The organism is Streptomyces sp. TSRI0281 (assembly GCF_001905125.1).
GTDB lineage: Bacteria > Actinomycetota > Actinomycetes > Streptomycetales > Streptomycetaceae > Streptomyces.
Genome location: NZ_LWLE01000005.1, coordinates 159488 through 184106, shown reverse-complemented (window position 1 = coordinate 184106; position 24619 = coordinate 159488). Strand labels below are relative to the sequence as shown.

At 70.2% G+C, this 24619-nt stretch carries 22 protein-coding genes, 1 tRNA gene and 1 pseudogene; 13 read left to right on the top strand and 11 right to left on the bottom strand.

What is annotated here, in order from left to right:
- The first annotated feature begins 69 nt into the window (after positions 1 to 69).
- Entirely contained in the window at positions 70 to 1800 is a 1731-nt protein-coding gene (gene ctaD / locus A6A29_RS12400) for an aa3-type cytochrome oxidase subunit I (RefSeq protein WP_073720093.1), read from the top strand.
- A 45-nt stretch (positions 1801 to 1845) separates the two neighbouring features.
- On the top strand, positions 1846 to 2187 hold the full coding sequence (locus A6A29_RS12395) for a hypothetical protein (protein WP_073720092.1): 342 nt from the start codon (positions 1846 to 1848) through the stop codon (positions 2185 to 2187).
- On the opposite strand, the gene A6A29_RS12390 is transcribed toward A6A29_RS12395, so the two are convergent.
- The 6 genes from A6A29_RS12390 to A6A29_RS12365 form a co-directional block, all read right to left on the bottom strand.
- Positions 2177 to 2656 carry a GNAT family N-acetyltransferase gene (locus A6A29_RS12390; RefSeq protein WP_073720091.1) on the bottom strand — a complete coding sequence of 160 codons (480 nt, stop codon included), beginning with the start codon at positions 2654 to 2656 and terminating at the stop codon, positions 2177 to 2179. The two genes, A6A29_RS12395 and A6A29_RS12390, sit on opposite strands and share 11 nt — an antisense overlap.
- Positions 2657 to 2680: 24 nt before the next feature.
- The gene (locus A6A29_RS12385; protein WP_073720090.1) at positions 2681 to 3058 is read right to left on the bottom strand and encodes a VOC family protein; all 378 of its coding nucleotides are present in this window, start codon (positions 3056 to 3058) and stop codon (positions 2681 to 2683) included.
- A 157-nt stretch (positions 3059 to 3215) separates the two neighbouring features.
- Positions 3216 to 4862: a sigma-70 family RNA polymerase sigma factor gene (locus tag A6A29_RS12380; RefSeq protein ID WP_073720089.1), complete on the bottom strand. Its 1647-nt coding sequence runs from the start codon at positions 4860 to 4862 to the stop codon at positions 3216 to 3218.
- Between the two features lie 290 nt (positions 4863 to 5152).
- On the bottom strand, positions 5153 to 5347 hold the full coding sequence (locus tag A6A29_RS12375; protein WP_073720088.1) for an antitoxin: 195 nt from the start codon (positions 5345 to 5347) through the stop codon (positions 5153 to 5155).
- 384 nt (positions 5348 to 5731) lie between these two features.
- Positions 5732 to 6751 (bottom strand): MASE1 domain-containing protein, encoded by a 1020-nt coding sequence (locus tag A6A29_RS12370; protein WP_198953056.1) that lies wholly within the window; start codon positions 6749 to 6751, stop codon positions 5732 to 5734.
- Positions 6752 to 6838: 87 nt separating this feature from the next.
- On the bottom strand, positions 6839 to 7672 hold the full coding sequence (locus A6A29_RS12365) for a PP2C family protein-serine/threonine phosphatase (protein WP_073720086.1): 834 nt from the start codon (positions 7670 to 7672) through the stop codon (positions 6839 to 6841).
- A gap of 132 nt (positions 7673 to 7804) precedes the next feature.
- Here A6A29_RS12365 and A6A29_RS12360 point away from each other — a divergent pair, with 132 nt between their 5' ends.
- A complete protein-coding gene (locus A6A29_RS12360) occupies positions 7805 to 8074 on the top strand; it encodes a hypothetical protein (RefSeq protein ID WP_073720085.1) in 270 nt (89 codons plus the stop codon).
- A gap of 232 nt (positions 8075 to 8306) precedes the next feature.
- Here the strand turns inward: A6A29_RS12360 and A6A29_RS12355 are convergent.
- A tRNA-Trp gene (locus tag A6A29_RS12355) sits at positions 8307 to 8379 on the bottom strand.
- A gap of 136 nt (positions 8380 to 8515) precedes the next feature.
- On the opposite strand from A6A29_RS12355, the gene mptB reads away from it, so the two are divergent.
- From mptB to A6A29_RS12335, 4 genes are all read left to right on the top strand, one after another.
- Entirely contained in the window at positions 8516 to 9988 is a 1473-nt protein-coding gene (gene mptB / locus A6A29_RS12350) for a polyprenol phosphomannose-dependent alpha 1,6 mannosyltransferase MptB (protein ID WP_073720084.1), read from the top strand.
- A 274-nt stretch (positions 9989 to 10262) separates the two neighbouring features.
- Positions 10263 to 11924, top strand: coding sequence for an ABC-F family ATP-binding cassette domain-containing protein (locus A6A29_RS12345; protein WP_073720083.1), 1662 nt, complete (start codon positions 10263 to 10265; stop codon positions 11922 to 11924).
- A gap of 76 nt (positions 11925 to 12000) precedes the next feature.
- Positions 12001 to 13689: an ABC-F family ATP-binding cassette domain-containing protein gene (locus A6A29_RS12340; RefSeq protein ID WP_079182714.1), complete on the top strand. Its 1689-nt coding sequence runs from the start codon at positions 12001 to 12003 to the stop codon at positions 13687 to 13689.
- Between the two features lie 172 nt (positions 13690 to 13861).
- Positions 13862 to 15010 carry a winged helix DNA-binding domain-containing protein gene (locus A6A29_RS12335; protein WP_073720082.1) on the top strand — a complete coding sequence of 383 codons (1149 nt, stop codon included), beginning with the start codon at positions 13862 to 13864 and terminating at the stop codon, positions 15008 to 15010.
- A gap of 34 nt (positions 15011 to 15044) precedes the next feature.
- Here the strand turns inward: A6A29_RS12335 and A6A29_RS12330 are convergent, their stop codons facing one another.
- Positions 15045 to 15914, bottom strand: coding sequence for an alpha/beta fold hydrolase (locus A6A29_RS12330; protein WP_241838435.1), 870 nt, complete (start codon positions 15912 to 15914; stop codon positions 15045 to 15047).
- Positions 15915 to 16038: 124 nt separating this feature from the next.
- Positions 16039 to 16470: a nuclear transport factor 2 family protein gene (locus tag A6A29_RS12325; RefSeq protein WP_073720080.1), complete on the bottom strand. Its 432-nt coding sequence runs from the start codon at positions 16468 to 16470 to the stop codon at positions 16039 to 16041.
- A gap of 93 nt (positions 16471 to 16563) precedes the next feature.
- Between A6A29_RS12325 and A6A29_RS12320 the strand changes: the two genes are divergently transcribed.
- Both A6A29_RS12320 and A6A29_RS12315 read left to right on the top strand, forming a co-directional pair.
- Positions 16564 to 17133 (top strand): PadR family transcriptional regulator, encoded by a 570-nt coding sequence (locus A6A29_RS12320; RefSeq protein WP_073720079.1) that lies wholly within the window; start codon positions 16564 to 16566, stop codon positions 17131 to 17133.
- Entirely contained in the window at positions 17120 to 17965 is an 846-nt protein-coding gene (locus A6A29_RS12315) for an SGNH/GDSL hydrolase family protein (RefSeq protein ID WP_073720078.1), read from the top strand. Before A6A29_RS12320 ends, A6A29_RS12315 begins: the two co-directional genes overlap by 14 nt.
- Before the next feature lie 145 nt (positions 17966 to 18110).
- Here the strand turns inward: A6A29_RS12315 and A6A29_RS12310 are convergent, their stop codons facing one another.
- On the bottom strand, positions 18111 to 18620 hold the full coding sequence (locus tag A6A29_RS12310; protein WP_073720152.1) for a MarR family winged helix-turn-helix transcriptional regulator: 510 nt from the start codon (positions 18618 to 18620) through the stop codon (positions 18111 to 18113).
- Between the two features lie 193 nt (positions 18621 to 18813).
- Here A6A29_RS12310 and A6A29_RS12305 point away from each other — a divergent pair, with 193 nt between their 5' ends.
- The 4 genes from A6A29_RS12305 to A6A29_RS12290 all read left to right on the top strand — a co-directional run bounded on the left by A6A29_RS12305 (position 18814) and on the right by A6A29_RS12290 (position 23753).
- Positions 18814 to 19533: an SDR family NAD(P)-dependent oxidoreductase gene (locus tag A6A29_RS12305; RefSeq protein WP_073720077.1), complete on the top strand. Its 720-nt coding sequence runs from the start codon at positions 18814 to 18816 to the stop codon at positions 19531 to 19533.
- Positions 19534 to 19847: 314 nt separating this feature from the next.
- On the top strand, positions 19848 to 20675 hold the full coding sequence (locus A6A29_RS12300) for an alpha/beta fold hydrolase (protein ID WP_073720076.1): 828 nt from the start codon (positions 19848 to 19850) through the stop codon (positions 20673 to 20675).
- 155 nt (positions 20676 to 20830) lie between these two features.
- The gene (locus tag A6A29_RS12295) at positions 20831 to 22381 is read left to right on the top strand and encodes an SDR family oxidoreductase (RefSeq protein ID WP_073720075.1); all 1551 of its coding nucleotides are present in this window, start codon (positions 20831 to 20833) and stop codon (positions 22379 to 22381) included.
- 142 nt (positions 22382 to 22523) lie between these two features.
- Entirely contained in the window at positions 22524 to 23753 is a 1230-nt protein-coding gene (locus A6A29_RS12290; RefSeq protein WP_241838434.1) for a phthiocerol/phthiodiolone dimycocerosyl transferase family protein, read from the top strand.
- Positions 23754 to 23925: 172 nt separating this feature from the next.
- On the opposite strand, the pseudogene A6A29_RS12285 reads toward A6A29_RS12290, so the two are convergent.
- A pseudogene (locus A6A29_RS12285) lies at positions 23926 to 24556 on the bottom strand (TetR/AcrR family transcriptional regulator).
- Between the last annotated feature and the right edge of the window lie 63 nt (positions 24557 to 24619).

Below are 24619 nucleotides of genomic sequence, written 5' to 3'. Positions count from 1 at the left end.
GCACCGATCGCAACGGGTCCATTCTGGTCGCCGAGTCCGCAACCGGCCGTCGACCGAAGGAGCGTCGCAGTGACGACGAGGGACACCTCACAACCGGTGGAAGCCGATGTCGCCTACCAGGACGAATTGCCGGTGCGGCGCAAGGAACCGGGGAATGTCGTCATCACGTGGCTGACCACCACCGACCACAAGACGATCGGCACGCTCTACCTGGTCACGTCGTTCGCCTTCTTCTGCGTCGGCGGACTGATGGCGCTCTTCATGCGCGCCGAGCTGGCCCGTCCCGGCACACAGATTCTCTCCAATGAACAGTTCAACCAGGCGTTCACGATGCACGGCACGGTCATGCTGCTGATGTTCGCGACACCGCTGTTCGCCGGATTCACGAACTGGATCATGCCGATCCAGATCGGTGCGCCCGATGTGGCGTTCCCGCGGCTGAACATGTTCGCGTACTGGCTGTACCTCTTCGGCTCGATCATCGCGGTGGCCGGCTTCCTCACCCCGCAGGGTGCCGCCGACTTCGGCTGGTTCGCCTACTCCCCGCTCACCGACGCGGTCCGCTCGCCGGGCATCGGCGGCGACATGTGGATCATGGGTCTGGCGTTCTCCGGATTCGGCACGATCCTCGGTTCGGTCAACTTCATCACCACGATCATCTGCATGCGCGCACCCGGCATGACGATGTTCCGCATGCCGATCTTCGTCTGGAACGTCCTGCTGACCGGTGTTCTGGTCCTGCTGGCCTTCCCCGTCCTCGCCGCCGCGCTGCTGGCGCTGGAGGCGGACCGCAAATTCGGCGCGCATGTCTTCGACGCGGCCAACGGCGGCGCGTTGCTCTGGCAGCACCTCTTCTGGTTCTTCGGTCACCCGGAGGTGTACATCATCGCCCTGCCGTTCTTCGGCATCGTCAGCGAGATCATTCCGGTGTTCAGTCGTAAACCGATCTTCGGCTATATCGGCCTGATCTCCGCGACGATCGCCATCGCGGGACTTTCGGCGACCGTGTGGGCCCACCACATGTACGTCACCGGTGGTGTGCTGCTGCCGTTCTTCTCCTTCATGACCTTCCTGATCGCGGTACCGACCGGTGTGAAGTTCTTCAACTGGATCGGCACGATGTGGAAGGGTTCGTTGTCCTTCGAGACACCGATGCTCTGGTCCATCGGATTTCTCGTCACCTTCCTCTTCGGTGGTCTGACCGGCGTCATCCTGGCCTCGCCCCCGATGGACTTCCACGTCTCCGACTCGTACTTCGTCGTCGCGCACTTCCACTACGTGGTATTCGGCACCGTGGTCTTCGCGATGTTCGCCGGATTCCACTTCTGGTGGCCGAAGTTCACGGGCAAGATTCTGGACGAGCGGCTCGGGAAGGTGACCTTCTGGACGCTGTTCGTGGGCTTCCACGGCACGTTCCTGGTGCAGCACTGGCTCGGTGCCGAGGGAATGCCGCGTCGATACGCGGACTATCTCGCGGCCGACGGCTTCACCGCGCTGAACACGATCTCGACGATCTCCTCGTTCCTGCTCGGCCTGTCGATGCTGCCGTTCTTCTACAACGTCTGGAAGACGGCCAAATACGGCAAGAAGGTCGAGGTCGACGACCCGTGGGGGTACGGCCGTTCGCTGGAGTGGGCCACGTCCTGCCCGCCCCCGCGGCACAACTTCGTCACCCTGCCGCGGATCCGTTCCGAATCCCCGGCGTTCGACCTGCACCACCCCACGGTCCGCGCGCTCGACGATGCCGCCAACAGCCCCGCCGCCTCCGTGGCCGTGGCGCCGGGGGACAAGCAGGCATGAGGGGGCGGCCGCCCGGACCGGGACAGCCCGACGAGAGGAGCACTGGTGGAACGCGACAAGGACAGCGCCCGGGGACTGGCCCAGATGGAGGGCTATCTGCTGTGGAACGCCGAGGTCGAGGAGGCCCGCCGGGAAGCCCGCCGCTTCACCGGCCAACTGCCCTGGCTCACCACGGCGCAGCGCGAGGACGTGGAGCGCGTCTACCTCATGGACCGGATGACGCTCTGCCGGGAATCCCTGACGCGTGTCAGCGGCCGGGCCGCCGAGCTGCGCGGTGAATACACCGAGCGCTACGAGCAGCTCAGGGCGCGCTGCGTGGCCGCTTCCGGCCTGGCCGTGAGCGCGGTGATCGGCGCCTGCACCGCGCTCACCCTGCTCACCCGGTGATCTGAGGACCGACCGGCAGGGTGTAGCGGACCTTGTCCTGGCAACGGACGCCGGGCCGCCGCGCGTAGAAGCGGATCGCGCCCTCGTTCCACGAGGGCGTCTGCCACTGGACCTCCGTGAGGCCGAGCCCGCGCGCCTCGGCGACCACGGCGTCCATCAGCAGAGCGCCCAGGCCCTGCCCCCGGGTGCTGTCGCGCAGAAAGAGGCAGTCCATGTGGAGGTACTCGGCGCCGTCCCAGGTGGAGATCTCCGGTACGCAGGTGGCGTAGCCGACGACCTCGCCGTCGGGCGATTCCGCCACCAGGCACCGCAGCCGGGGCGACGGCGTCTCGAAGAGGAGCAGGGCCAGCCGGTGGCCCAGAGCGGCGGCCGGCGGGGCGGCCCTCTCGTACGCCGCGTGCTCGGCCACCAGGGCGACGACCACCGGAAGGTCGGCCGGGCGGGCGTGCCGCACCTGCGGGGCGTTCATCGTTCTTCTCTCTTTCGCATCCGGTCAGTGACGTACCAGGCAGAACGGATGGCCCGCAGGATCGGCGTAGATCCGCCAGCCGCGCTTCTCCGGACCGCCGTCGAGCACGGTCGCCCCCAGCGACAGCACCCGTTCATGGGCCAGGTCCAGATCCGTGACGGCGAAATCCAGATGGAACTGCTGGGGCCGCGCGGGATCCGGCCACCGCGGCGGCCGGTGGTCCACGACCCGTTGGAACGCGAGCACGGGCCCGGCCGCCGTGTGCAGCGTCGACCACCCCTCGTCGAGCGACCACCGTCCATCCGGCCGGTCGACGGTGCCGCCGAGCACCCCCGCGTAGAACTCCGCGAGTTCCCTCGGATCCGGGCAGTCCAGCACCACACACTGCAGTTCGGCGATCATGGCCACATCCTAGAGAGCCATCGGCCGACGGCCCGACGCCGGATGCTCAGTCACACCACGACATCTCCCACGAACTGCGGTGCCCCCGAGTGCGCCGTCGAGGACCGACAGCTGCGCTGCCGGTCCTGAGAAAGGGCAGGGCGATCAAGCTGACCGCTCATCCGGCAGCGCCGAAGTTCTGGGTCCACACCGGCCCGCTCCCGGTGTTCCGCATCCCGACGCCGATCTCCTTGAACGAACAGTTGAGAATGTTGGCCCGGTGCCCCGGACTGTTCATCCAGGAACTCATCACATCGGCCGGGGTGCGCTGGCCCTTGGCGATGTTCTCTCCGTACGTGCTCCAGCGGTAGCCGGCCGCGGTGAGCCGATCACCCGGATCGGTGCCGTCGGGGGACGTGTGCGAGAAGTAGTCCCGGGTCGCCATGTCGGCGGAATGCCTCTGCGCGGCCGTGGACATCAGGCCGTTGCCGCGCACAGGAGCACAGCCCTCCTTCGCACGTTCGGTGTTGACGAGTGAGGTGACCTGCTCCGATACGGAAGGTGGGGCCGGCGGAACGGGTTTCGGCGCGGGAGCCGCCGAACTCGGCTCGGGCCGGGCGCTCTTGCTCGCGGTGGGCTCGGCACTGCGAGAGGGAGTTCGGGACGGCGAAGCGGTGGGCGAGGGCGGTGCCGAGGACGACGGGTGCGACGGGGTCGGGGCGGGTGCCGGGGAACGGGCATCGTCGGCAGGTGCGACGGCCGTCACGGAGTCGTCGTTGCGGTCCCGGTGGTCGTCGTCGCCGGCGTAGAGATGTACGGCGCCGCCGCCGGTGCCCAGGGCCGCGACGGCGACCACGGCCGCCACCACGCCATTGCGGCGGCGGCGCCGGACCTGGCCGCGCCTGCGCTCCGCCCGTCCGGGCCGGGACGGATGAACCGCGGCCCCGGCATGCGAGGCGGCGGTGGAATGCGAGATGTTCGTGGGATGTGAGGTGTCCGTGGGATGGGCGGTCGTGTGCGCGACGGCCGTGGGAACCATCTCCGGAGCGACACCTGTCACAGAAGCTGCCGGTGGCACCAGCGCCAGGCCCACGAGCAGGCCCTCTGCGGGCACGAGCCCCGAACCGTGTCCCGAACAGACGGTGCAGCCACGGGCATGTCGGGCCAGACGCTTGCGCCAGAGGGCCGAGGGCACCCCGTCCCACTCGCCGACGATGTCCTCCAGCAGCACGCAGCGCGGGTCCGAAGCCAGCGCGCTCACCACGACCCTGGACGCCTCCAGCTGGGCCTTCATCCGCTGGACCCGGACCGCGGTGTGCTGCGGGGAGAGTTCGAGTGCGGCGGCGACCTCCGCGCGGGACAGCTGCCCGGCGGTCTCCAGCCACCACAGCGACAGCAGGGCCCGGTCGTCCTCGTCCAGCCACCGTGTCGCCTCGGCCACCTGGCGTCGCTGTCCGGTCAGCCCGAGGCGCAGGATGGTGAGGTCGACGAAGTCGGCGCCCGGGTCGGCCCGGTCGTGGGCGTCGTCCAGGCGGTCGGAGGGCAGGGCCCCGGTTGAGCGGTCCCGCCAGTGCCCACGTATCTCGTTCATGGCTATCGCCACCAGCCAGGAGCGGAAACTCTCCGGGTCACGCAGACCGGGAAGGCCACGCAGCATGCGGAGCACGCTCTCCTGTACGACATCGTCGACGTCCGCGTGACCGTCCAGCGCACGGCCGACGATGTTGTACAGCAACGGCAGACACGACGCGACGAGTCGGTCCTTGGCCCGCTGATCGCCGCTCCGCGCCGCGCTGATCAGCGCCGTTCCGTAGTCCTCGCCCATGCTGTGCTCACTCTTCCGGGGTCCTGTTCTGTCACTTCCCACACCCGGGAGATGCGGTGCGGCCGGGACAATAACAAGAAACCGCCGGACGACCCCACGTTCTTTGCCGCGACAGCGGCTGCGAACCCGGCGAAATCGGCCGATGCCGATGCCGATGCCGATGCCGATCGCGTACGCAGCACGCCGAACCTCCACGGCGGAACGCCGTGGGACGGTGCGGCGTGCTGACGCGACGCGCGGCTACACGTGAACAGCGGCCGACGCGGGGAGTGCGGCCGGGGGCGGTGCCGTCAGGTGCGGGGCGGCCCGTCCTGGTCACGGTCCGTTCCGAGCTGCTGCTTGAGCTTGTCCTGGGCGGTGTCGACGTGCCGGCTGTACTTGCCCTTCGTCCTCTCGTCGACCATGTCGCCGCCCTTGTCGACGGCCTTGCCTGCCTGGGCCTCGTGCCCCTTGAGCATCCTCTTGAGCTTGTCCAGCGCGGACATGGCTGATCCTCCTCGCCTCGGCGCCCCCACCCATCCAGGGTCGCCGCACATCGGCCGGGCCGCATCCGCACCGCTCGCACCCGTACGTCCGGCCTTGGCGCCGCAGCGGGGCCGGAAGGTTGAAGACCGGCTGCGTGGGCAGATACCGGTTGACCAATAGGAGGTGGTGGCAGTGGGCCGCATCAGGATCGTCCGTCGTCCGCCGCCCCCCTCCGGGCCGCCCCCGCTCGACCTGCGCACCCCCTCAGGGCGTCCGCTGCCGTACTGAGTGCGCACCCCGCGATACGTACGGTGAAGCCGACGGCCTGTGGCCCGGCCCGGCGCACGGCCGGGACTTCAGGGGCCTTCCGCTTCACCTGGCGGCGGCAGGCCGGGGCCAGGCCGTCAGGAGCGGGAGGACGGCCCGTCGTTCCGACCGTGGGGCGGGTCTTCGTCGGTGGTGCGCCGTGCCGGTGGTCTCGGCAACGGCGCGAACTGCTCCACCAACGCCTGCAACTCCTCCACGGCTCGCTCCGTCCTCCGGCGAATGTTCGACTGCTCGGCCACGATCGCGGCCAGCAGCAGGGCGGTGAGCGCCACACAGCCGTTGAAGAGCGACAGATTGACCATGATCTCCACGAGGCTGTGATCCGCGAACGGCCCCACCCGGTCGGTTCCGGCGACGACCGCGAGCACGGACATCAGGAGCGCGCAGGGTGCGCTACCGGGCAATTGGAAGCGGAGCGCCGCCCAGATGAGGACCGGGAAGACCAAATAGATCATGGACAGTGAGCTTCTCGTCGCCAGCAGGCCGGCCGCCGGCGTGACGACCATCAGAACCGACGCTTCCAGCCACCGGTCGCTCCTCCGCGGGAGCCTTGCCTTGCGCAGGACCAGCAGGAGCGGGGTGACCACGAGTACTCCCATGGCATCGCCCGCCCACCAGGACGACCAGACCAGCCAGAAGCTGCTGGTGGGAAGTTTGCCGGTGAGCATCAGCACTCCGCTGCCCACCGTCGCGCTGATGAGCATTCCCGCGAACGCGCCGAGAAGGACCAGTGCGATGCCGTCCCGCAGACGTGCCAGTTCGCTCCGGAACCCCACCCTGCGGAGCATGAGGTACGCGCACAGCGGGGCCGCCGTGTTGCCTGCCACGATGCCGAGTCCGGACCATGCGAAGGAGCCGCTGGTCGCGGTGATCGTCAGGAGCGCGCCGAGCGCGATGCCCGGCCAGATCCTGGCCCCCAGAACGAGCAGCGCGCCCAGAGCGACCCCCGTGGGTGGCCAGAGCGGGGTCACGACGGAACCGTGCACCACCACTTCCCTGAGCAGTCCGAGCCGTCCCGACCCGTAGTAGACGGCGGCGACGCCCAGTATCTGAGCGACTGCCACGGCCCGACGTCTGGCTTCCTCGCTGAGGATCACACGGATCATCAGACACCGACCTCGTCGGGAGGCGGCTGTGACACGCTCGGCGCAGTCCCGCAGTCCCGCAGTCCCGCAGTCCCGCAATCACCGCGTCCGGCGTGCGGTGGCCTCGTGGCGCAGGACGAGCACCGCCGCGTCGTCCTCATGGCCCGTGGACTCCGCCGCACCCAGCACCTCGTCGGCCAGTTCCTCGGCGCTCGCCCCGGCATGGGCGCCGACGAGGCGCCGCACCCTGTCCAGACCGTCCTCGATCAGCAGCGACGGCCCCTCGACGACGCCGTCCGTGAGCAGTACGAGGGCCCCGGCCGTGTCGAGCGTGCGCCGGGTTACGGGATACGCCTCCCCGGCCTGGATGCCGAGAGGCAGCCCCCCGGGGTCCTCGGTGATGCCGGACGCCCCGTCCACACTCGCCCATACGCAGGCCACATGGCCGGCCCGCGCGCTGTGCAGCTCCCAGGTGAGCGGATCGAGCCGGAGGAACGTACACGTGGCGAAGAGGCCGGAGTCAACGGACAGCAGCAGATCGTTGGTTCGGCCCATGACCTCACCCGGATCGGACGTCGTGGCCGCGATCGCGCGCATGGCTATGCGTATCTGCCCCATGAAGGCCGCCGCCTCGACATCGTGACCCTGTACATCGCCGATGGCGAAAGCGAGAGCCCCGTCGGGGAGCGGGAACCCGTCGTACCAGTCGCCGCCGATGTCCAGCCCATGACGAGCGGGGGCGTAACCCGCCGCCGACTCAAGTCCGGGAAGCGTCGGCAGGGAGGACGGCAGCATCTCGCGCTGAAGGGCCTGCGCCAGCTCCACCCGGGCCTGGTGCAGTTCCACTTCCTGCCGTGCCCGGGCAGTGAGACTCTGCAGCGTATTGAGCAGGTCCTCGGCGCTTGCTGAACGGGAAGTCCGACGCCGGTTCATGGGCCGCTCCGCGGTGCGTTAGTCCCTGCATCATATTTCGGCTGCCGGTGTGCGGCGACTCCGGCCGGGGCCCGGGTGCCGGATGGCCCGACGCACCGTGCCGTTGTCAGTGCCCGGTGGGATGCTGCCCGCATGGACGAGCTCATGAGGCAGCGCCGGGTCTACGGCACGGACCACGACGACCCCCACCCCGGTCCGAAGACCGGCCACGAATACCGCGAGCTGGTGGGCGGCCCGCTGGACGGGCTGCTCCTGGACGTCACGGGCTGGAGCGCCGCCGCGCTGCGCGAGGGCGCGGGACTCATCACGGAGATCGGGGCCTACGGGCCGGGCGGGCGCGCGGAGTACGGGCCCCGTCCGAGCGATCCGGACCGGTGGGACTGGCGGGGCGATGTGCGGTAGGCGGGGCTCGCGTTCCGTACGCCCGTCGCACCGACGGGTGATGCCCCGCTGCTCCGGATGCGCTCGCGCCGGTCCGGCGTGAGGATCGGAATACGGGCGGTGGTCCGGCCGCGCCCCGGCCCTCTCGGCCGGCTCTCCCTTCCCGGCGCTCCGGTCCGCCTCCCGGCCGCACTCGGTCTTCTCGCGGAGCGGGAGCGCGAGCCGGCCGTGACGGCGCGGCCGGCACCATGGGCAAGGGCGGCAGGAGTCGAACCTGCGGCATCCGGTTTTGGAGACCGGCGCTCTGGCCTCTGAGCTACGCCCCTTCGATGCCGATCAGCCTGGCATCCCCGCCCGCACCCGGCCAACAGGTTTTAGCGGAGTGCTCACCAAGCGTGTCATCTCCCCTCTGAGTCGGGGTTTGGTGATTGCTCGCCCGCCCGTTCGGTAGGTTGGCGCCTCATGTGGGCATTGAGCGCTGAAGGGTACCGTCGGCTCGGAGTGGCCGGCTCCGCCGCGGCCGCCGTGGGTGGCTGGGCCGCCGGAAGTCTGCCGGCCCGCGACCCATGGGGACTCTGGGTCCCCCACGGGTCCGGGGTGACCGTGGCAGCCGCCGTTCTCGCGTACATCGGGCTGACGCTTCTCGTCATCGCCTGGTGGGGGTACGGCAGGACCGGGGCGTCAGTCCGCGCCACGCTCATCACCCTCGTGTGGTGGGCGGCCCCGCTCGTACTGGCACCGCCGCTCTACAGCGCTGATGTGTACAGCTACATCTCCCAGGGCGCGATGGTCATCGAAGGACATGACGTCTACAGCGTGGGACCGTCGGTTCTCGACCCCGGTGGGCTCGGCGGCGACGCCGCCGCGAGCGTCGGCGGCCACTGGACGGACACACCCGCTCCGTACGGCCCCTTCTTCCTGGTCCTCGCGCGAGCGGTGGTCCAGCTCACGGGCGGGACGATCGTTCCCGCCGTGCTGGGGATGCGGCTCATCGCCCTGGCCGCGCTGGTCCTGATCGTGTGGGCTGTGCGGCACCTCGCGCGCGAGCACGGCAGGAGCGAGAGCGCTGCCCTGTGGCTCGCCGCACTCAACCCGCTGCTGCTCATGCATGTCGTCGGCGGAATCCACAACGACGGCCTGATGATCGGCCTCATGCTGGCGGGCATCGTGCTCGCCACCCGTGGCAGGTGGATCGCGGGGAGCGTGCTCATCGGGCTCGCCATGATGGTGAAGTCCCCGGCGGCGGTCGCACTGCTGTTCATCGGCGTGATCATGTACAGGGCATCGACCGGCCCTCTCGTACGCAGGGCGGCCAAAGGGCTGCTGGGGCCCGGCCTCGTCGCGGGGACCGTTGCCGCGGGAGCGACGCTGGTCGGGGGCACGGGCTTCGGCTGGCTCGGGACCCAGAGTGTCGCGGGCTCCATACACACGGCGCTGTCGGCCACCAGCGACCTGGGGCTGCTGCTCGGCGAATCGCTGCGCCTGCTTCTCGGTACCGATCCCGAACCGGTCAAGAGCGCCGTTCAGACCCTGGGCCTGGGGGCGGCGCTCGTACTGATCGCCCTCCTGGCATGGCGGGCGGCGAACGGCCGCATGGCCCCGGTGCGTGCCCTGGGCCTGGCACTGCTGGCCCTGGTCGCCCTTTCGCCCATGGTGCAGCCCTGGTACCTGCTGTGGGGCATGGCCGTGATCGCCGCCACGCAGGCACACGGCCGCACCGGCAAGGTGCTGACCGTGCTGTCGGCGTCGCTCGTCTACGAGACCCATCCCACGGGGGCCACCCCGGTCTACGCCTTCGTCCTGACGGGAATCGCCTGCGTACTGGCCACGTTCGCTGTCCGGCGGGCCCCGGCCGATCCCGGCCCGCCCGCCTGCGGCCCCGCCACCGAACTGCCCGGGATCCCACGGGAAAAAGGCCCTGCCATGAGCAACTGAGGTATAGTGTTTAGGTCCCATTGTCTCCGATAGAGGTGGACGTTGCGCATCTGAGGTTCGCGATCATCACGCGGTACGGCACAGCCCGTACACCTGTCACGCTGTTCCGGCATTCCTGCCGCCCGTGACCTCGCGTAGTTGCGACCTCGGTGCATGAAGCCGTCCTTCACTCTTCGGAGGGCCGCACCCCCTTCGTTTTTCCCGGTCCGGTCGCCGTGTGGTGCTCGCATATGAAGCCCCCCTGTTCACCGCGCTTGCGACTGCGAGGACCTTCATGGCCAACCCCACCCTGCCCAGTACCTCTGTGACCTGCTCGGGCCTGTCCTTCAACTGGCCGGACGGCACCCCCCTCTTCGACGGGCTTTCCCTCACCATCGGCCGGGGACGAACCGGCCTGGTCGGCACCAACGGCACAGGCAAATCCACTCTGCTGCGCCTGCTGGCCGGACGGCTGCTCCCCTCCCGGGGATCGGTGACGGCCGGCGGCAGCCTCGCCTACCTGCCGCAGAACATCACCCTCGACACGACACTCAGTGTCGATCAGGCCCTGGGCATCGCCGAGCGGCGGGCCGCGCTGAGCGCCATCGAGGCCGGGGACGTCGACGAGAAGCACTTCGCGACGATCGGCGACGACTGGGACGTCGAGGAGCGGGCTCGGGCGACCCTGGACTCACTGGGGCTCGACGACGTCGAACTGGACCGCACCGTGGGCGAGATGTCCGGCGGGGAGACCGTTCTGCTGCGCCTGGCCGCGCTGCTGCTGGAGCGCCCCGACGTCCTCCTGCTCGACGAGCCGACCAACAACCTCGACCTGTTCGCCCGCCGTCGGCTCTACGAGGCGGTCGACTCCTGGCGCTCCGGTGTACTGGTCGTGGTCAGCCACGACCGTGAACTGCTGGAACGCGTGGACCGTATCGCCGAGCTGCGAAACGGATCGGTGAGCTGGTACGGGGGTGGCTGGTCCGCCTACCGAGAGGCACTGGCCACCCAGCAGGAAGCGGCCGAACGCATGCTGCGGGCCGCCGATGCCGACGTACGGCGACAGAAGCGCGAGCTGGAGGAGTCCCACATCAAAGTGGCCCGTCGTGAGCGGCACGGCAGGAAGGTGGAAGCCGAGCGGCGGCTGCCGAAGATCCTCGCCGGTGCGCGGAAGCGCGCCGCGCAGGAATCGGCGGGCAAGCTCCGAGGCGTGCACGAGGACCGGCTCAGTGAGGCGCGCGAGCGGCGCGAGGAGGCCGCGGACGCGATCCACAACGATGCCGAGATCAGGGTGAGCCTTCCCCGTACGGCCGTGCCCACCGGCCGCACCGTGCTGACCCTGCACCAGCTGCGCCCACAGTTCGGCAAGCTGCGCGACGGCGAACTCCATGTGCACGGGCCCGAACGCATCGCGCTGGTCGGGCGCAACGGAGCCGGGAAGACCACGCTGCTGCGTACCCTCACCGGAGAGCTCGCGCCCCTGGAGGGCGAGGCCAGGACGTTCGTGCCGTGGAGGTTCCTTCCGCAGCGTCTGGATGTGCTGGACGAGGGGCTGAGCGTCGTGGCGAACGTGGCGCGCATGGCACCAGGGGTCGGCGACAACCACATCCGCTCCCAGCTCGCACGGTTCCTGTTCAAGGGGGCGCGGGCCGAACAGCAGGCGGGCACCCTCTCGGGCGGGGAACGCTTCCGAGCCGCACTCGCGGCGACGATGCTCGCCGCACCGGCACCCCAACTGGTCATGATGGACGAACCGACCAACAACCTCGACATGGCCAGCGTGCGGCAGCTGACGAGCGCGCTCGAATCCTACGAAGGTGCGCTCCTGATCGCGGGCCACGATCTGCCCTTCCTCGAATCGGTCGGCATCACCCGCTGGCTGCTCGTCGGGGAGGAGCTGAGCGAGACCACCGCCGAAGAGGTCCGGGGCATGCTCGAAGCGCCGGAGGCGGGCTGAGCCCGTGGTGAGCCGGCCGCACAGGGGCGGGGACAGTGGGCCCCCGCCCCCGCAGACGGACAGGAGCCCCCTGAGGATGTCCGAGACGCAGGTGGACCACAGTGGTGCGCAGCACGTGCTGTCCGGCGACCATCGCTCCGCGCACCTCCTCGCCGAGAACGTGCGCTGTGTGCTCGGGGACCGGCTGGTGCTGCGCGACGTCTCGCTGAAGGTGTCCCGGGGCGAGCGGGTGGGGCTGATCGGTGAGAACGGCCGGGGCAAGTCGACGCTGTTGCGCGCCCTCGCGGGTGAACTGCCGCTGCGGCGCGGTCAGGTCGTGCGCGCGGTCGCGGGCCAGGTGGGGTTCCTGCCGCAGGAGCCGGGATTTCCGGCCGGCGCGACCATCCAGGATGTGCTCGCGCGGGCGACCGCCGAGTTCGGGGAACTGTCCGAACGGATGCGCGCCGCCGAGGAGCTGATGGCATCCGGCAACGACGACGCGGGCGAGGTGCTCGCCGAGTACGGCCGGCTCCAGGACGAGTTCGAACGACGTGGCGGCTGGGAACTCGACGCCCGCGTCGGTGAGGTGCTGGACGTCTTCGGCCTCGGCGGTACGGACCGGCAGCGGCGCACACAGACGCTGTCGGGCGGGGAGCGGTCCCGCCTGGCGCTCGCCGCCCTGGTCCTCACCGAACCCGCCGGGCTGCTGCTCGACGAGCCGACCAACCACCTCGACGACCGTGCGGTGGACTGGCTCGTCCAGTGGCTGGCCCAGTACCGGGGGCCGTGCCTCATCGCGTCGCACGACCGGGTGCTTCTCGACACCGCCGTCACCGCCATCGTCGATCTGGACGGCCCCGTCGGCTCCACCGTGCGGTACGGCGGCGGGTACCGCGCCTACCTCGACGAACGTGCCGCGGCGCAGGCGCGCTGGTGGCAGCGGTACCGCGACTGGCGCCAGGAGCTGGCCGACGCCCGTCGCCGGCTCGACAGGGCCGCCCGGTCCGGCCGCACCTTCAGCGGGATCCGGGACGGCGACAAGCTGGCCTACAACGCCGCCGGGAGCGCTGCCGAGGCCGCCGTCGCCCGTGCGGCCCGCGCGGCCCGGCAACAACTGGGGCGGCTGCTGGACGACGAAGTCCTCCGGCCACCGGAGCCACTGGCCTTCACGCCGCCGGAGAACGCGGAGCTGCCCGACGGCGTGCTGATCAGGGCCGAGGGACTGGTCGTCGGCGACGTGGTACGTGGCGTGGACCTGGAACTCTCACCCGGTTCGCTGCACGTCATCACCGGACCGAACGGCGCCGGTAAGTCCACGCTCCTGTCCGTCCTGGCCGGGCACAGGGCCCCCGACGCCGGAATGGTCGTGCGCCGACCGGGGCTGCGCATCGGCTACCTGCCGCAGGACAGCCATTTCGCCCGGGAGCGGCGCGGCCTGCTGGACACCTTCGCCGCGCATCGCGCGGCCTGTGCCGACGACGCCGCGGCCGAACTGACCAGGTTCGGACTGTTCGGGGCCGCCGACTTCGACGTTCCGGTGAACCGGCTGTCCGCGGGGCAACTGCGGCGCCTCGAACTCGCGCTGCTGTTCGCGCGGCGCCCGCATCTGCTCCTGCTCGACGAACCCGGCAACCACCTGAGTCCGGCCCTGGTCGAGCAGCTCCAGGAGGCGGTGGAACACTTCACCGGACCGGTCGTGATGGTCACCCATGACCGTGCGCTCCGGGAACACCACCGGGACGGACTGCTGGAGCTGGCCGACGGGCAACTGGTCCGGCCGGCCTGAGACGGGTGCCGTCCCGTGGAACCGCCATGGCCCCGCTCATCCGGGGCCATGGCCGTCCCGCCAGGACACCCTTTAGGGTGCACAGTCGGGAAAGCCGCGAGCGTGGTCATGGTCGTGGCCCACGCGAGGGAACGAGGCGGTCACGACCGCGGGGGAACGAGGCGGCAACGACATGCGAATCACGGCGCGCGAGCTCAACCGCTCCACACTCGCGCGGCAGTTGCTGCTGCGGCGGGAAGCGCTCGGCGCCACCGAGGGAATACGGCGCGTGGTGGCGCTTCAGGCGCAACAGGCGGCCTCGCCCTATCTCGCGCTGTGGAACCGGCTGGTGGGCTTCGACCCGGCAGAGCTCGATGCCGCCTTCGACGACCGTACGGTCGTGAAGTCGACCCTGATGCGGATCACGCTGCACGCCGTGCACGCCGACGATTTCCGGGACTTCCGCCAGGCCGTGCAGCCGTCGGTGCGTGCCGCCAGGCTGGGCGACCGCTTCATGGCATCAGGGCTGACCGCCGAGGACGCCGACGTACTGGTCCCGGAACTGCTGGCGTTCGCCGACCGGCCCCGAAAGGCCGCGGAATTCGAGGCGTGGCTCACGCAACGGCTGAGCGGGCCGCCGAAGCCCGGAGCGTGGTGGGGGCTGCGGCAGTACGCGCCTCTGCTGCACGCGCCCACCACACCGCCGTGGTCGTTCGGCATCCGTCCGTCCTACATCGCGCCTGCGGCCCGCCCGGAGCAGAACAACCCCGACATGTCGGCCGCGTCCCTGCGGACGCTGGTCCTGCGCTACCTCCAGGGGTTCGGGCCCGCGTCGGTGGCGGACGTGGCGCAGTTCGCGCTGGTCCAGCGGACCCGGGCCAGGGCGGCATGGGGCGCGCTCGCCGCTGACGGTGACATCGAGCGGCTGGAAGGACCGGACGGCGAGGAGCTGTTCGACACGCCGGGCGCACCGCGTCCGGACGGGGACGCGCCCGCACCGCCGCGGCTGATGGCGATGTGGGACAGCACGCTGCTGGCCTACTCCGACCGCAGCCGTGTCATCCCCCCGCAGTACCGAGGGCTCGTCATCCGCAGAAACGGCGATGTGCTGCCGACCCTGCTGGTCGACGGGTATGTCGCAGGGGTGTGGCGCACGACCGGGGGAGGCGTCGAGGTGACCGCCTTCCACGACCTGCCGGACGAGGTCTGGGAGGAGATCGCCGCCGAGGCCCGGTCGCTGACGGTCTTCCTCGCCGACCGCGAACCGGCGGTCTACCGCCGTTACGACCACTGGTGGAGCAAGCTGCCCGGCTACGGGGCCCGGCTGCTCCCCGGGGGGTGAGGCGATATCCCGCGAGCATCCGCCCAGCACGTGGTCAGTGCGCATCCCTGTGGGCGAGCAGGGAACGCAGGACCGCGTCGGTGTGTGTCCACAGCAGGGAGCCCGCGGCGTCGGGCAGCAGGTGCCGACGCGCGGTGGGGATGAGGCGTGCGAGGGAAGCGCCGTGATCGGGTGAGTGGGACGGGCTGGTGTCGTGCCGCCCGTACCAGAGGTCGACCGGAACAGTGATGCGGGCGGGGTCGAACGGCCAACGGCCCATCGCCAGGACGGTGTCGCGGGCGTAGCCGTCCGATCCCTGGGCGAAGGCTTCCTCCATCGCATGGCGGAACGCGGACCGGAAGATGGGGTCGGCGTACACGGCGCGGTCGGCCTCGCAGGATGTCGCCATGATCAGGTCCCACAGGGCGTCCGCACTGCCGAAGTCGGCGAAGGACGCGGCGGCGCTGGCCGGGTCGGCGGCCACGGCGTCCACCATCGCCCTGACGTCCGGGTGGAGCGCGTCGGCGAAACGGGGACCGGCCAGTTCGTCGCTGCCGGACACGATGGCGGCGGCGCTCGCGGCACCGGCCGCCGCCAGTGCGAGGGCGAAGGGTGCCCCCTGGGAGAACCCCACGACGGCCGGATCACCCAGCGCCCGGGATCGGGTGAAGTGCTGGATGTCCGCGGTCCAACTGGCCAGCGTGCGGCCGGGATGCGGGTCAGAGGCGCCGAGTCCGGGCCGGTCGACGGAGATGAGGCGGATTCCGGCGTCCTCGACCAGGCTGCCGCCGAAGCCGAGCCACCTGGTGGTTGCCGCGCCCGGACACAGCAGCACCGTCCAGCCGTCCTGCGGGCCCCACTCCGCCCATGCCAGTCGCCGGCCGTCGGGAAGCCGGGTCCGCCCGAGCCGGGCAGGGTCTCTCACGCCATGATCCATGTTTCGGAGCGTAGGCGAACGAAACATCGACGGCAGGATATTTTCTGGGGGAGCGCGGTGCGATGGCTGCTGGTCTCCGCGCCGGGAGCTGTCTGTTCGGATTCCCGGTCGGCTACTGGTCGGCCGGTGCCGGTACGAGGCCGTCGGCGACGAGACCGGCGAGGACCGCCTCGCCCAGGGCGTGCACCGCGGACTGGGAGCGGACCATCACGGTGAACTCCTTGATCCGCCCGTCGGGGGCGAAGTGCAGCAGGTCGATGCCGTGGATCTGCTTCCCGTTCACGGTGGCGCGGAAGAGCAGGACCGCCGAGGGGGCTTCGGTGCCGTCGACGCTGGTCTCGGCGCTGCCGTCGAAGCGTCCGACGTAGCGGAAGTCCTCGAAGGTACGCAGAAGGACCCCGAAGAGCCCCAGCACCATCGGCCTGCCCTCGAACGGCGTGAACTTCACCGGGCTGTAGAGCCGGACGTCCTCGGTGAAGAGGTCGTCCAGAGCGGTCAGATCACGGCTGTCGACGGCGGCACGGAAACGGTCGGCTGGGGCCATGGCTCCTCCTTAATAGTCATGGATGTGATTAGTCAGATTCTTGACTATCATGGAAGCGGTGTTCGTGGACAGAGGCGAGAAGGAGGCGGTCCGATGGCTTTGCGCCACGCCGTGCTGGCAGCGCTCATCGATGGGGAACTGAGCGGTTATCAATTGGCCAAGGCGTTCGACACGGGTGTGGCGAACTTCTGGCATGCGCTGCCGCAGCAGCTGTACGCCGAGCTGACCAGGCTGGAGAAGGAAGGGCTGGTCGTGGGCCGTGAGGTGGTTCAGGACACTCGGCCCAACAAGCGTCTGTTCGCTGTCACCGCCGCCGGGCTGGCCGAGCTGGAACAGTTCGCCAAGACGCCCACCAAGCCCTCCTTCATCCGCGACGACCTGCTCGTCATGGTCCAGGCGGCGGACCATCTCGACACCGAGGCACTTGTCGCCCAGCTCACCGAACGGGCCGCCTTCGCCGAGGCCAAGATCGGACTGTTCGAGGCGCAGCTGCGGAAGATGCGCGGTGGCCGCGACGAGGAGGAGTTCCTGCGCCACGGCGAACGCGTCGGCCCCTATCTGACCTGCTGCCGTGGCCTGGACTTCGAGCGGGGCAACCTGGAGTGGTGCAGGCGGACCGCGGCGCTCCTGCGGGAGAGGCGGGCGGCCCGTGCCCAGCGATGACCACCTGCGCTTCGTCGCACTTGGCGACAGCCAGACCGAGGGGCTCGGGGACGGCGACGACACCGTGGGACTGCGTGGATGTGCCGACCGGTTCGCCGAGCGGCTCGCGCTGCACCACTCCGGCGTCCAGTACGCCAATCTGGCCGTACGCGGTCGAATGGCCGGGCAGGTCCGTGCGGAGCAGCTCGCGCCCGCTCTCGCTCTGCGCCCGGACCTGGCCACGGTGGTCGCCGGGGTCAACGACCTGCTGCGGCCCCGGTTCGACGCCGACGAGGTCGCCGGTCACCTGGAGGCGATGTTCGAGGCGCTCACCGCGACAGGGGCCCGCGTCGCGACCGTCACCTTCCCCGACATCGCCCGGATCACCCCGCTCGCCCGTCCGCTCGGCTCCCGCGTCACCGCGTTGAACCACCGCATCCGGCAGGCGGCCCAGCGGCATCATGTCGCCGTCGCCGAGACCGCACTCCACCCCGTGCTCACCGACCCCCGGCTGTGGAGCCCGGACCGGCTGCACGCCAGCCCGCTCGGCCACGAGCGGATCGCCGCCGCCGTCGCCCACGCACTCGGCCTGCCGGGCAGCGACGACTCCTGGACCCACCCCCTGGCCGGACCGAGCGCACCCGTCCCCGCCGGATGGCGCCACGCGGCGGGCGAACTGCGATGGGCGGCCTCCTTCCTCGGCCCCTGGATCGGCAGGCGCCTGCACGGCCGTTCCTCCGGCGACGGGCGCACGGCCAAACGCCCGAACCTCCTTCCCGTACACACCATTTCTGACCATGGCGGTACGAGGAGGAACGACGCACGCCCAGGAGACGCCCCCCAGCGCCCGTGAGGGATGGGGTGACCTGTACGCCGTCGCTGCGGACGGGCGGCGCCCGGAGGCCCGAGACGGCGATCAGCAGCGTTGGAACTACGGAGCACCGTGGAACTGCTCGGCAGCGTAGAGCGACGAGGACGGCCTGCCCGGCTTCGCCGCTCTACCGCTGCTCGCCCACCTGTGTGATCCGCTCGTCGCCGAGCCTCTGCTGTACGTCCTGGAGGAGTACGCGCAGCAGCTCGTTCAACTGACGCTGTTGCCCGGGCGTCAGAGCGGTGATCAGATCGGCCTCGCTGTACAGGACCTGGTCGACGGTGGCCTCGACCAGCTCATGACCTGCCGGGGTCAGCGTGACCAGTACGGTCCGCGGGCGCCCCTGGGCGGGCCGGCGGACGACGAGCCCCTCGCGTTCCGCGCGTGCCACCCGCTGTGAGATCGCGCCCGCCGTGACCAGGGAGTGCTGCGCGAGTGCGCGGGTGCTCAGGGTGTACGGCTCGCCGCTGCGGCGCAGCACGCTCAGCAGGTCGAGGGTGGCCGTGTCCACACCGGCTCGGGCCAGCACCCGGCGCCGGTCGTCACCGAAGAGCTTGGCCAGCTGCCAGATCGGCGTGACGATCCCGATCGAGGAGACGGGGGTGCCCGGACGTTCGCGCTCCCAGGCGGCCGCGATGTCCTCGGCCGAGTGAAAGGCGCCGTCGACCGCCGTGGACCGTTCACCGCCGGCCGGAACGGCACCGGCCGCAGCACCGGGGTCCGGCTCGCCCGACGGCGGGGTGAGGGGATCTCTCGTCACGGTGTTGCTCCCAGGTGCTACGTTTAGATCTGAATTTAGACCTACATGAACGCGATACGGAGCTCAGCATATGGCACGCACCATCCTGATCACCGGCGGATCCACCGGCATCGGCCAGGCCCTGGCCCGTCACTTCGCCGAGCGCGGCGATGCCGTGATCATCACCGGCCGTCGGGCCGGCCCGCTCAAGGAGACCGCCGCCGCTGTCGGCGTCCGTGGGCTGGTCTGTGACCACACCCGGCCCGAGGCGCTCACCGCACTGCTGTCCGAGCTCCCCGACCGGATCGACGTACTCGTCAACAACGCGGGCGGCAACACGGACTTCGACGCCGACGGTGCCGACGACCTCGCCTCGTACGCCCGTGACTTCCGCGCCAACCTGGACGCCAACCTCGTCAGCGCGGCCCTGACCACCAAGGCGCTGGAGGACCGCCTCGCACCCGGCGGCGCGGTCGTGCACATCGGCTCGATCGCCGCGGACCAGGGCGCGGGCTCCTACGGAGCGTCCAAGGCCGGCCTGGCCACATGGAATCTCGACCTCGCCGGACGACTCGGCCCGCGTGACATCACCGCCAATGTGGTGGCGCCCGGTTACATCGCCGATACGGAGTTCTTCCGCGACCACCTCTCCTCCGAACGCCGCGACCAGCTGATCGCCGGAACGGCCACGGGGCGCCCCGGCACACCGTCCGACATCGTCGGCCCGGTCGGCTTTCTCGCGTCCCCGGCTGCCCGGCACATCACCGGTCAGGTGCTGCACGTCAACGGAGGTGCGCTGATGACACGGTGAGGCTTCCAGGTACCGGGAACTGCGCCACGCGCTGCCGATGCTGCTGTCCGCCCTGCACCGGTGAACCTCGACGGCATCCACCGGTCCGTTTCGCGGCTCGGTTCCGCGGCCGCCCGCACCGTACCCGGGCGGGCTGGGGGTGGGCGCGGTCCGTGTTGCCGGTGGGGCCATCCGCCAGCAGCATGGATGGCGGAGCAGCCAGTGGGCGGCCGGAGGGTGCGTGGCACCGAAGACCCTCCCTCGCGGCGCCCCGCGCTTTTCCACGGTCGGGCATGCGCGGCCCGGTCCCCTCGACCATCCGGAAGGACAGACTCATGCCCACGGTGATCACACGCGACGGTGTCGAGATCTTCTACAAGGACTGGGGGCAGGGGCGTCCCGTGGTCTTCATCCACGGCTGGCCGCTCAACGGCGACGCCTGGCAGGACCAGCTCAAGTACGTGGCCGACAACGGATTCCGGGGCATCGCGCACGACCGGCGCGGCCACGGCCGCTCCACTCCGGTGTACGACGGCTATGACTTCGACACCTTCGCCGATGACCTGAACGACCTCATCAACGCCCTCGATCTGCGTGACGTGACCCTCGTGGCGCACTCGATGGGCGGCGGCGAACTGGCCCGATACATCGGCCGGCACGGCACCGGCCGGATCGCGTCCGCCGTCCTGCTCTCCGCGATCACACCCCTGATGCTCCAGGGCCCCGACAATCCCGAAGGTGTGCCACAGGACGTCTTCGACGGCATCAAGCAGGGCATTCTCAAGGAGCGCTCGCAGTTCTGGAAGGACACCGCGGAAGGGTTCTTCTCCGCGAACCGTCCCGGCAACAAGGTCACCCAGGGCAACAAGGACGCCTTCTGGTACATGGCCATGGCCGAGACCATCGAGGGCGGTGTGGCCTGCGTCGACGCGTTCGCGCACACGGACTTCCACGAGGACCTGAAGAAGTTCGACATCCCCACCCTCGTCGTGCACGGTGACGACGACCTGATCGTACCGATCGACGCCACCGGCCGCAGGAGTGCCGAACTCATCGCGCACGCGACGCTCCGCGTCTACGAGGGCGGCTCCCACGGCATCGCGCTCGTCGCCGGTGACAAGGAGAAGTTCAACCAGGATCTCCTGGGCTTCCTCAATGGCTGACCCGGGCGCCCGAGCGGGGCCCCCGCCGTGCCTGGCCGGGCCGTGGTGGCCGTTCCGTGCCCGGCCGGGGGTAGCCGGCCCCGCGCCGGGAAGCGGAATGAGCCGTACACGGGCACGGTGGAAGGGGCGGCGATCGACAGGACACGGAGGGCGCCATGGATCAGGAAGACGTCGCAGCGGGGCTCCACTGTCTGGTGACCGGGGCGACCGGTTACATCGGCGGGCGGCTGGTTCCCGAGCTGCTCGACGCCGGACACCGCGTGCGATGCCTCGCGCGTACCCCGGAGAAGCTGCGCGACCACCCGTGGGCGGGCCGGGCCGAGGCCGTCCGGGGCGATGTCCTGGATCCGGATTCCCTCCGGGCCGCCATGCACGGCGTGGATGTCGCCTACTACCTGGTCCACACGCTCGGCAGCGGGAGCGGCTTCGAGGCCACGGACCGCGAGGCGGCCCGGAACTTCGCCGAGCAGGCACGTGCCGCGGGGGTGTCCCGCATCATCTACCTCGGTGGCCTCACGCCCGCGGACGTACCGGAGGACGAGCTGTCACCGCATCTGCGCTCGCGTGCGGAGGTCGGCGCCATCCTGCTGAGGTCCGGGGTTCCGACCACGGTGCTGCGCGCGGCCGTGATCATCGGTTCGGGCTCGGCCTCCTTCGAGATGCTGCGCTACCTCACGGAACGCCTGCCGGTCATGGTCACCCCGAGCTGGGTGTCGACCAGGATCCAGCCGATCGCCGTCCGGGACGTGCTCCGGTACCTGGTGGGCAGCGTCGCTATGCCCGCCGAGGTGAACCGCACCTTTGGCATCGGTGGCCCCGACGTCGTCACGTACCGGGAGATGATGGAGGAGTACGCGGCGATCGCCCAGCTGCGGAAGCGGCTGATCCTGCCCGTCCCGATGCTGACGCCGCGCCTGTCCAGCCACTGGATCGGACTGGTCACCCCGGTGCCCCGCTCGATCGCGCGACCGCTCGCGGAGTCGTTGAAGTACGAGGTGGTGTGCGCAGAACACGACATCCGGCGATACGTTCCCGATGGCCCCGGGGAGCCGTTCACCTTCGAGCGGGCGCTCACACTCGCGCTCCAGCGGGTGCGCGAGGCGAACGTGACCACACGATGGTCGTCGGCCTCGGTACCCGGCGTGCCGAGCGACCCGTTGCCGACCGACCCGGACTGGGCGGGCGGCAGTCTCTACGTCGATGAGCGGAAGGCCGAGGTGGACGCGCCGCCCGAGGCGCTGTGGAGCGCCATCGAGAGCATCGGGGGTGACAACGGCTGGTACTCCTTCCCTCTGGCCTGGGCCGTCCGCGGCTGGCTCGATCGTGCCGTGGGCGGCGTCGGACTGCGACGGGGCCGCCGGGATGCCACGCGGCTCAGAGTGGGTGACTCACTGGACTTCTGGCGGGTCGAGGAGATCGAGCGGGGGCATCTGCTCCGGCTGCGCGCCGAGATGCGGCTGCCGGGCCTGGCCTGGCTGGAGCTCTACGCGGAGCGGAACGGGACAGGCGGTGTCCGGTACCGGCAGCGGGCGCTGTTCCATCCCCGGGGGCTGCTGGGCCACGCCTACTGGTGGAGCGTCTCCCCGTTCCACGCCATCGTCTTCGGCGGCATGGCGCGGAACATCACGCGGGCCGCCCTGTCGCCGAAGCGGGCAAAACCGGTCGAGCCGGCTTCGGCTCTCCAGCGCGGGGGAGCGGGGGCGTAGTCGCACGCCGGGAGGGCGCCGTCGAATGCTTCGGTGAGCCTGTCGATGCGGGCGGTGAGTGGGCAGCATTACCGAGGGCCGTCATCGGGCAGGCGGCCTCACGGGCAGCGATGCCACTGCGCGTCAGGCTGGGGAGGAGTCCATGGTGGAGCGTCTGCTCGCACCGCACGAGGCGGCCATCGCCGAGGCCGGTGTCCGGCTCGTACTGCACAGCGATGTCGAGGGCGACCTGGACGAAGAGATCCTGGCCGAGGCACTGGCCCGCCTTCGGTCCTGTTACCCGTTGCTGGCAGGCAGCATCGTCCGGGATGCGGACGGCGAGCAGGTCGTCCGGATCGACGAGACTGCCCCAGGACCCTTACTGAACACTGGCGTTGATCTCGATCAGGAGATCAGCGCCCCTCTTGCCTGGGACAAGGGACCGCTGCTGCGACTGACGCTGCTGCGTGAGCCCCACCGCACCCGTGTAGTGATGACGCTGCCTCGGGCGTTCTCCGACGGGATGAGCTATCTGGCCGTCCACCAACGGCTGTGGGACCTCTACACCGCGCTCTCCACGCACCGGCCGGTCGCCACCGAGCCCGTCCGGCCGGTGCTGGGCCCGGCGCTGGACGACATGCTCGCCTCCCGCTTCACTTCGGAACAGCTGAGAGAATTCGTCACCGAACGCGCGCGGCTGGACACCGGGGCGCCACCCTCGCTGCTGCCCGCCCTCGCTTCCCGCGACGGCGCTCCCGGCCCCGATACGAGCTTCGGCATCATCGGCGTCGAAGCCGACGCCGACCGGTGCGGGAGGCTGGTCCAGTGCGCCCGCGACGCCTCGCTCACCCTCAACGCCCTCGTCTCCGGGATCCTGTTGACCAGCCTGCGCTCCCTGTTTCCCGCACCGGGCGGTCCCGTACGGATGCTGTGCACCACGGCCGTGGACATGCGCCGCAGGCTCGACCCGCCACTGCCCGACCAGGTTCTTCAGTCGGCCGCCACCACCACGTCCATCCGGCTCCAGGTCACCGACCGGTCCCACCCCGTCGAGGTCGGGCACGACCTGGCCGCCCGGCTGCGCGCCGATCTGGACACGGGCGCCGCGGCGATGGAACTGGCCGCCTTCGCGTACATGCTCGACCAGCACCCGCCCAGCCTGGTCATCACCAACGTGGGCATCATCACCGAACCGCGCCCGCCCGGAGGTCTCCGGATCCGCGACGTGCGCCTGGCACCGCTGGGCCACGTACCGATGATCTTCGCGGTCGTCAGCCGCTACAAGGGCCGCCTCGCCGTCGACCTGACCTACAGCCGGGCCTGGTACACCGACGCCCAGATCCAGGAACTGGCCCGCCAGGTCTCCGTCGCGCTGGACGACCTGGTGGCCTGATCGCCGGACCGGCTCCCGGCGTACCACCTGCCCACCTGGAAGTGCCTGCCCGGCACGGCCCGCCCAGAGCAGCTCAAGAAGGAGTGCGGCGTCTCCGGAAGCGTTCCACGTACCCGGCGCTGGACCCCGCCCGTCTCCACCATCAGCTCCCCGTGATCCCGCTCGTCGACGGTCAGGCGCTGTCCGGTGCCGGGGATGTCAGCCGTGCCGGTGGCGGTAGCGGTACGTGTCGAGGGCAGGCCTCGAATGCCTGGATCGCCAGCCCCGCGAAACGGCGGGAGGCCATGACCTGGGAGGCGGTCGATCGGGTGTGGATTCCCTTGTTGGCCATGAGGATGAGAATGAGGTCGTCCAGGACGAAGTCGGACCGCAGATGTCCTGCCTCCTTGGCTCGCCGGGCCAGTCCGGCGACTGCTTCGACCGTGTACTCACGCCCCGCGACGTCCGGCGCCCCGGGGGACGGTCGACAGAAAGGCTTCGGTGAAGCCCCGGTCGCGTGCGTGCAGTTCGCAGATCTTCTCGATCACCAGACAGAGGCCATGCCATGGATCGGGATCGGCGCACCCCTCGTCGACGATGGTGCGACATGCGCGCAGTTGGTCCGCGAAGGCTTCGGCGATGAGTATCTGCTTGGTCGGGAAGCGACGGTACAAGGTGGCGGGCCCGACACCGGCGCGCCGCGCGACCTCGCGCATCGGCACGTCCAGGCCGTCGGCGGAGAACAGGGCCCGGGCCGCGTCGAGGATGCTTTCGCGGTTGTCCCGTGCGTCGGAGCGCAGGGTGTGAGGCAAACGATCGCTCATGCTCTCACTTTAGCTAAACGGACGGGGGTGTCCGTTAACGTTCGAGACGTAGCAACTCACCCA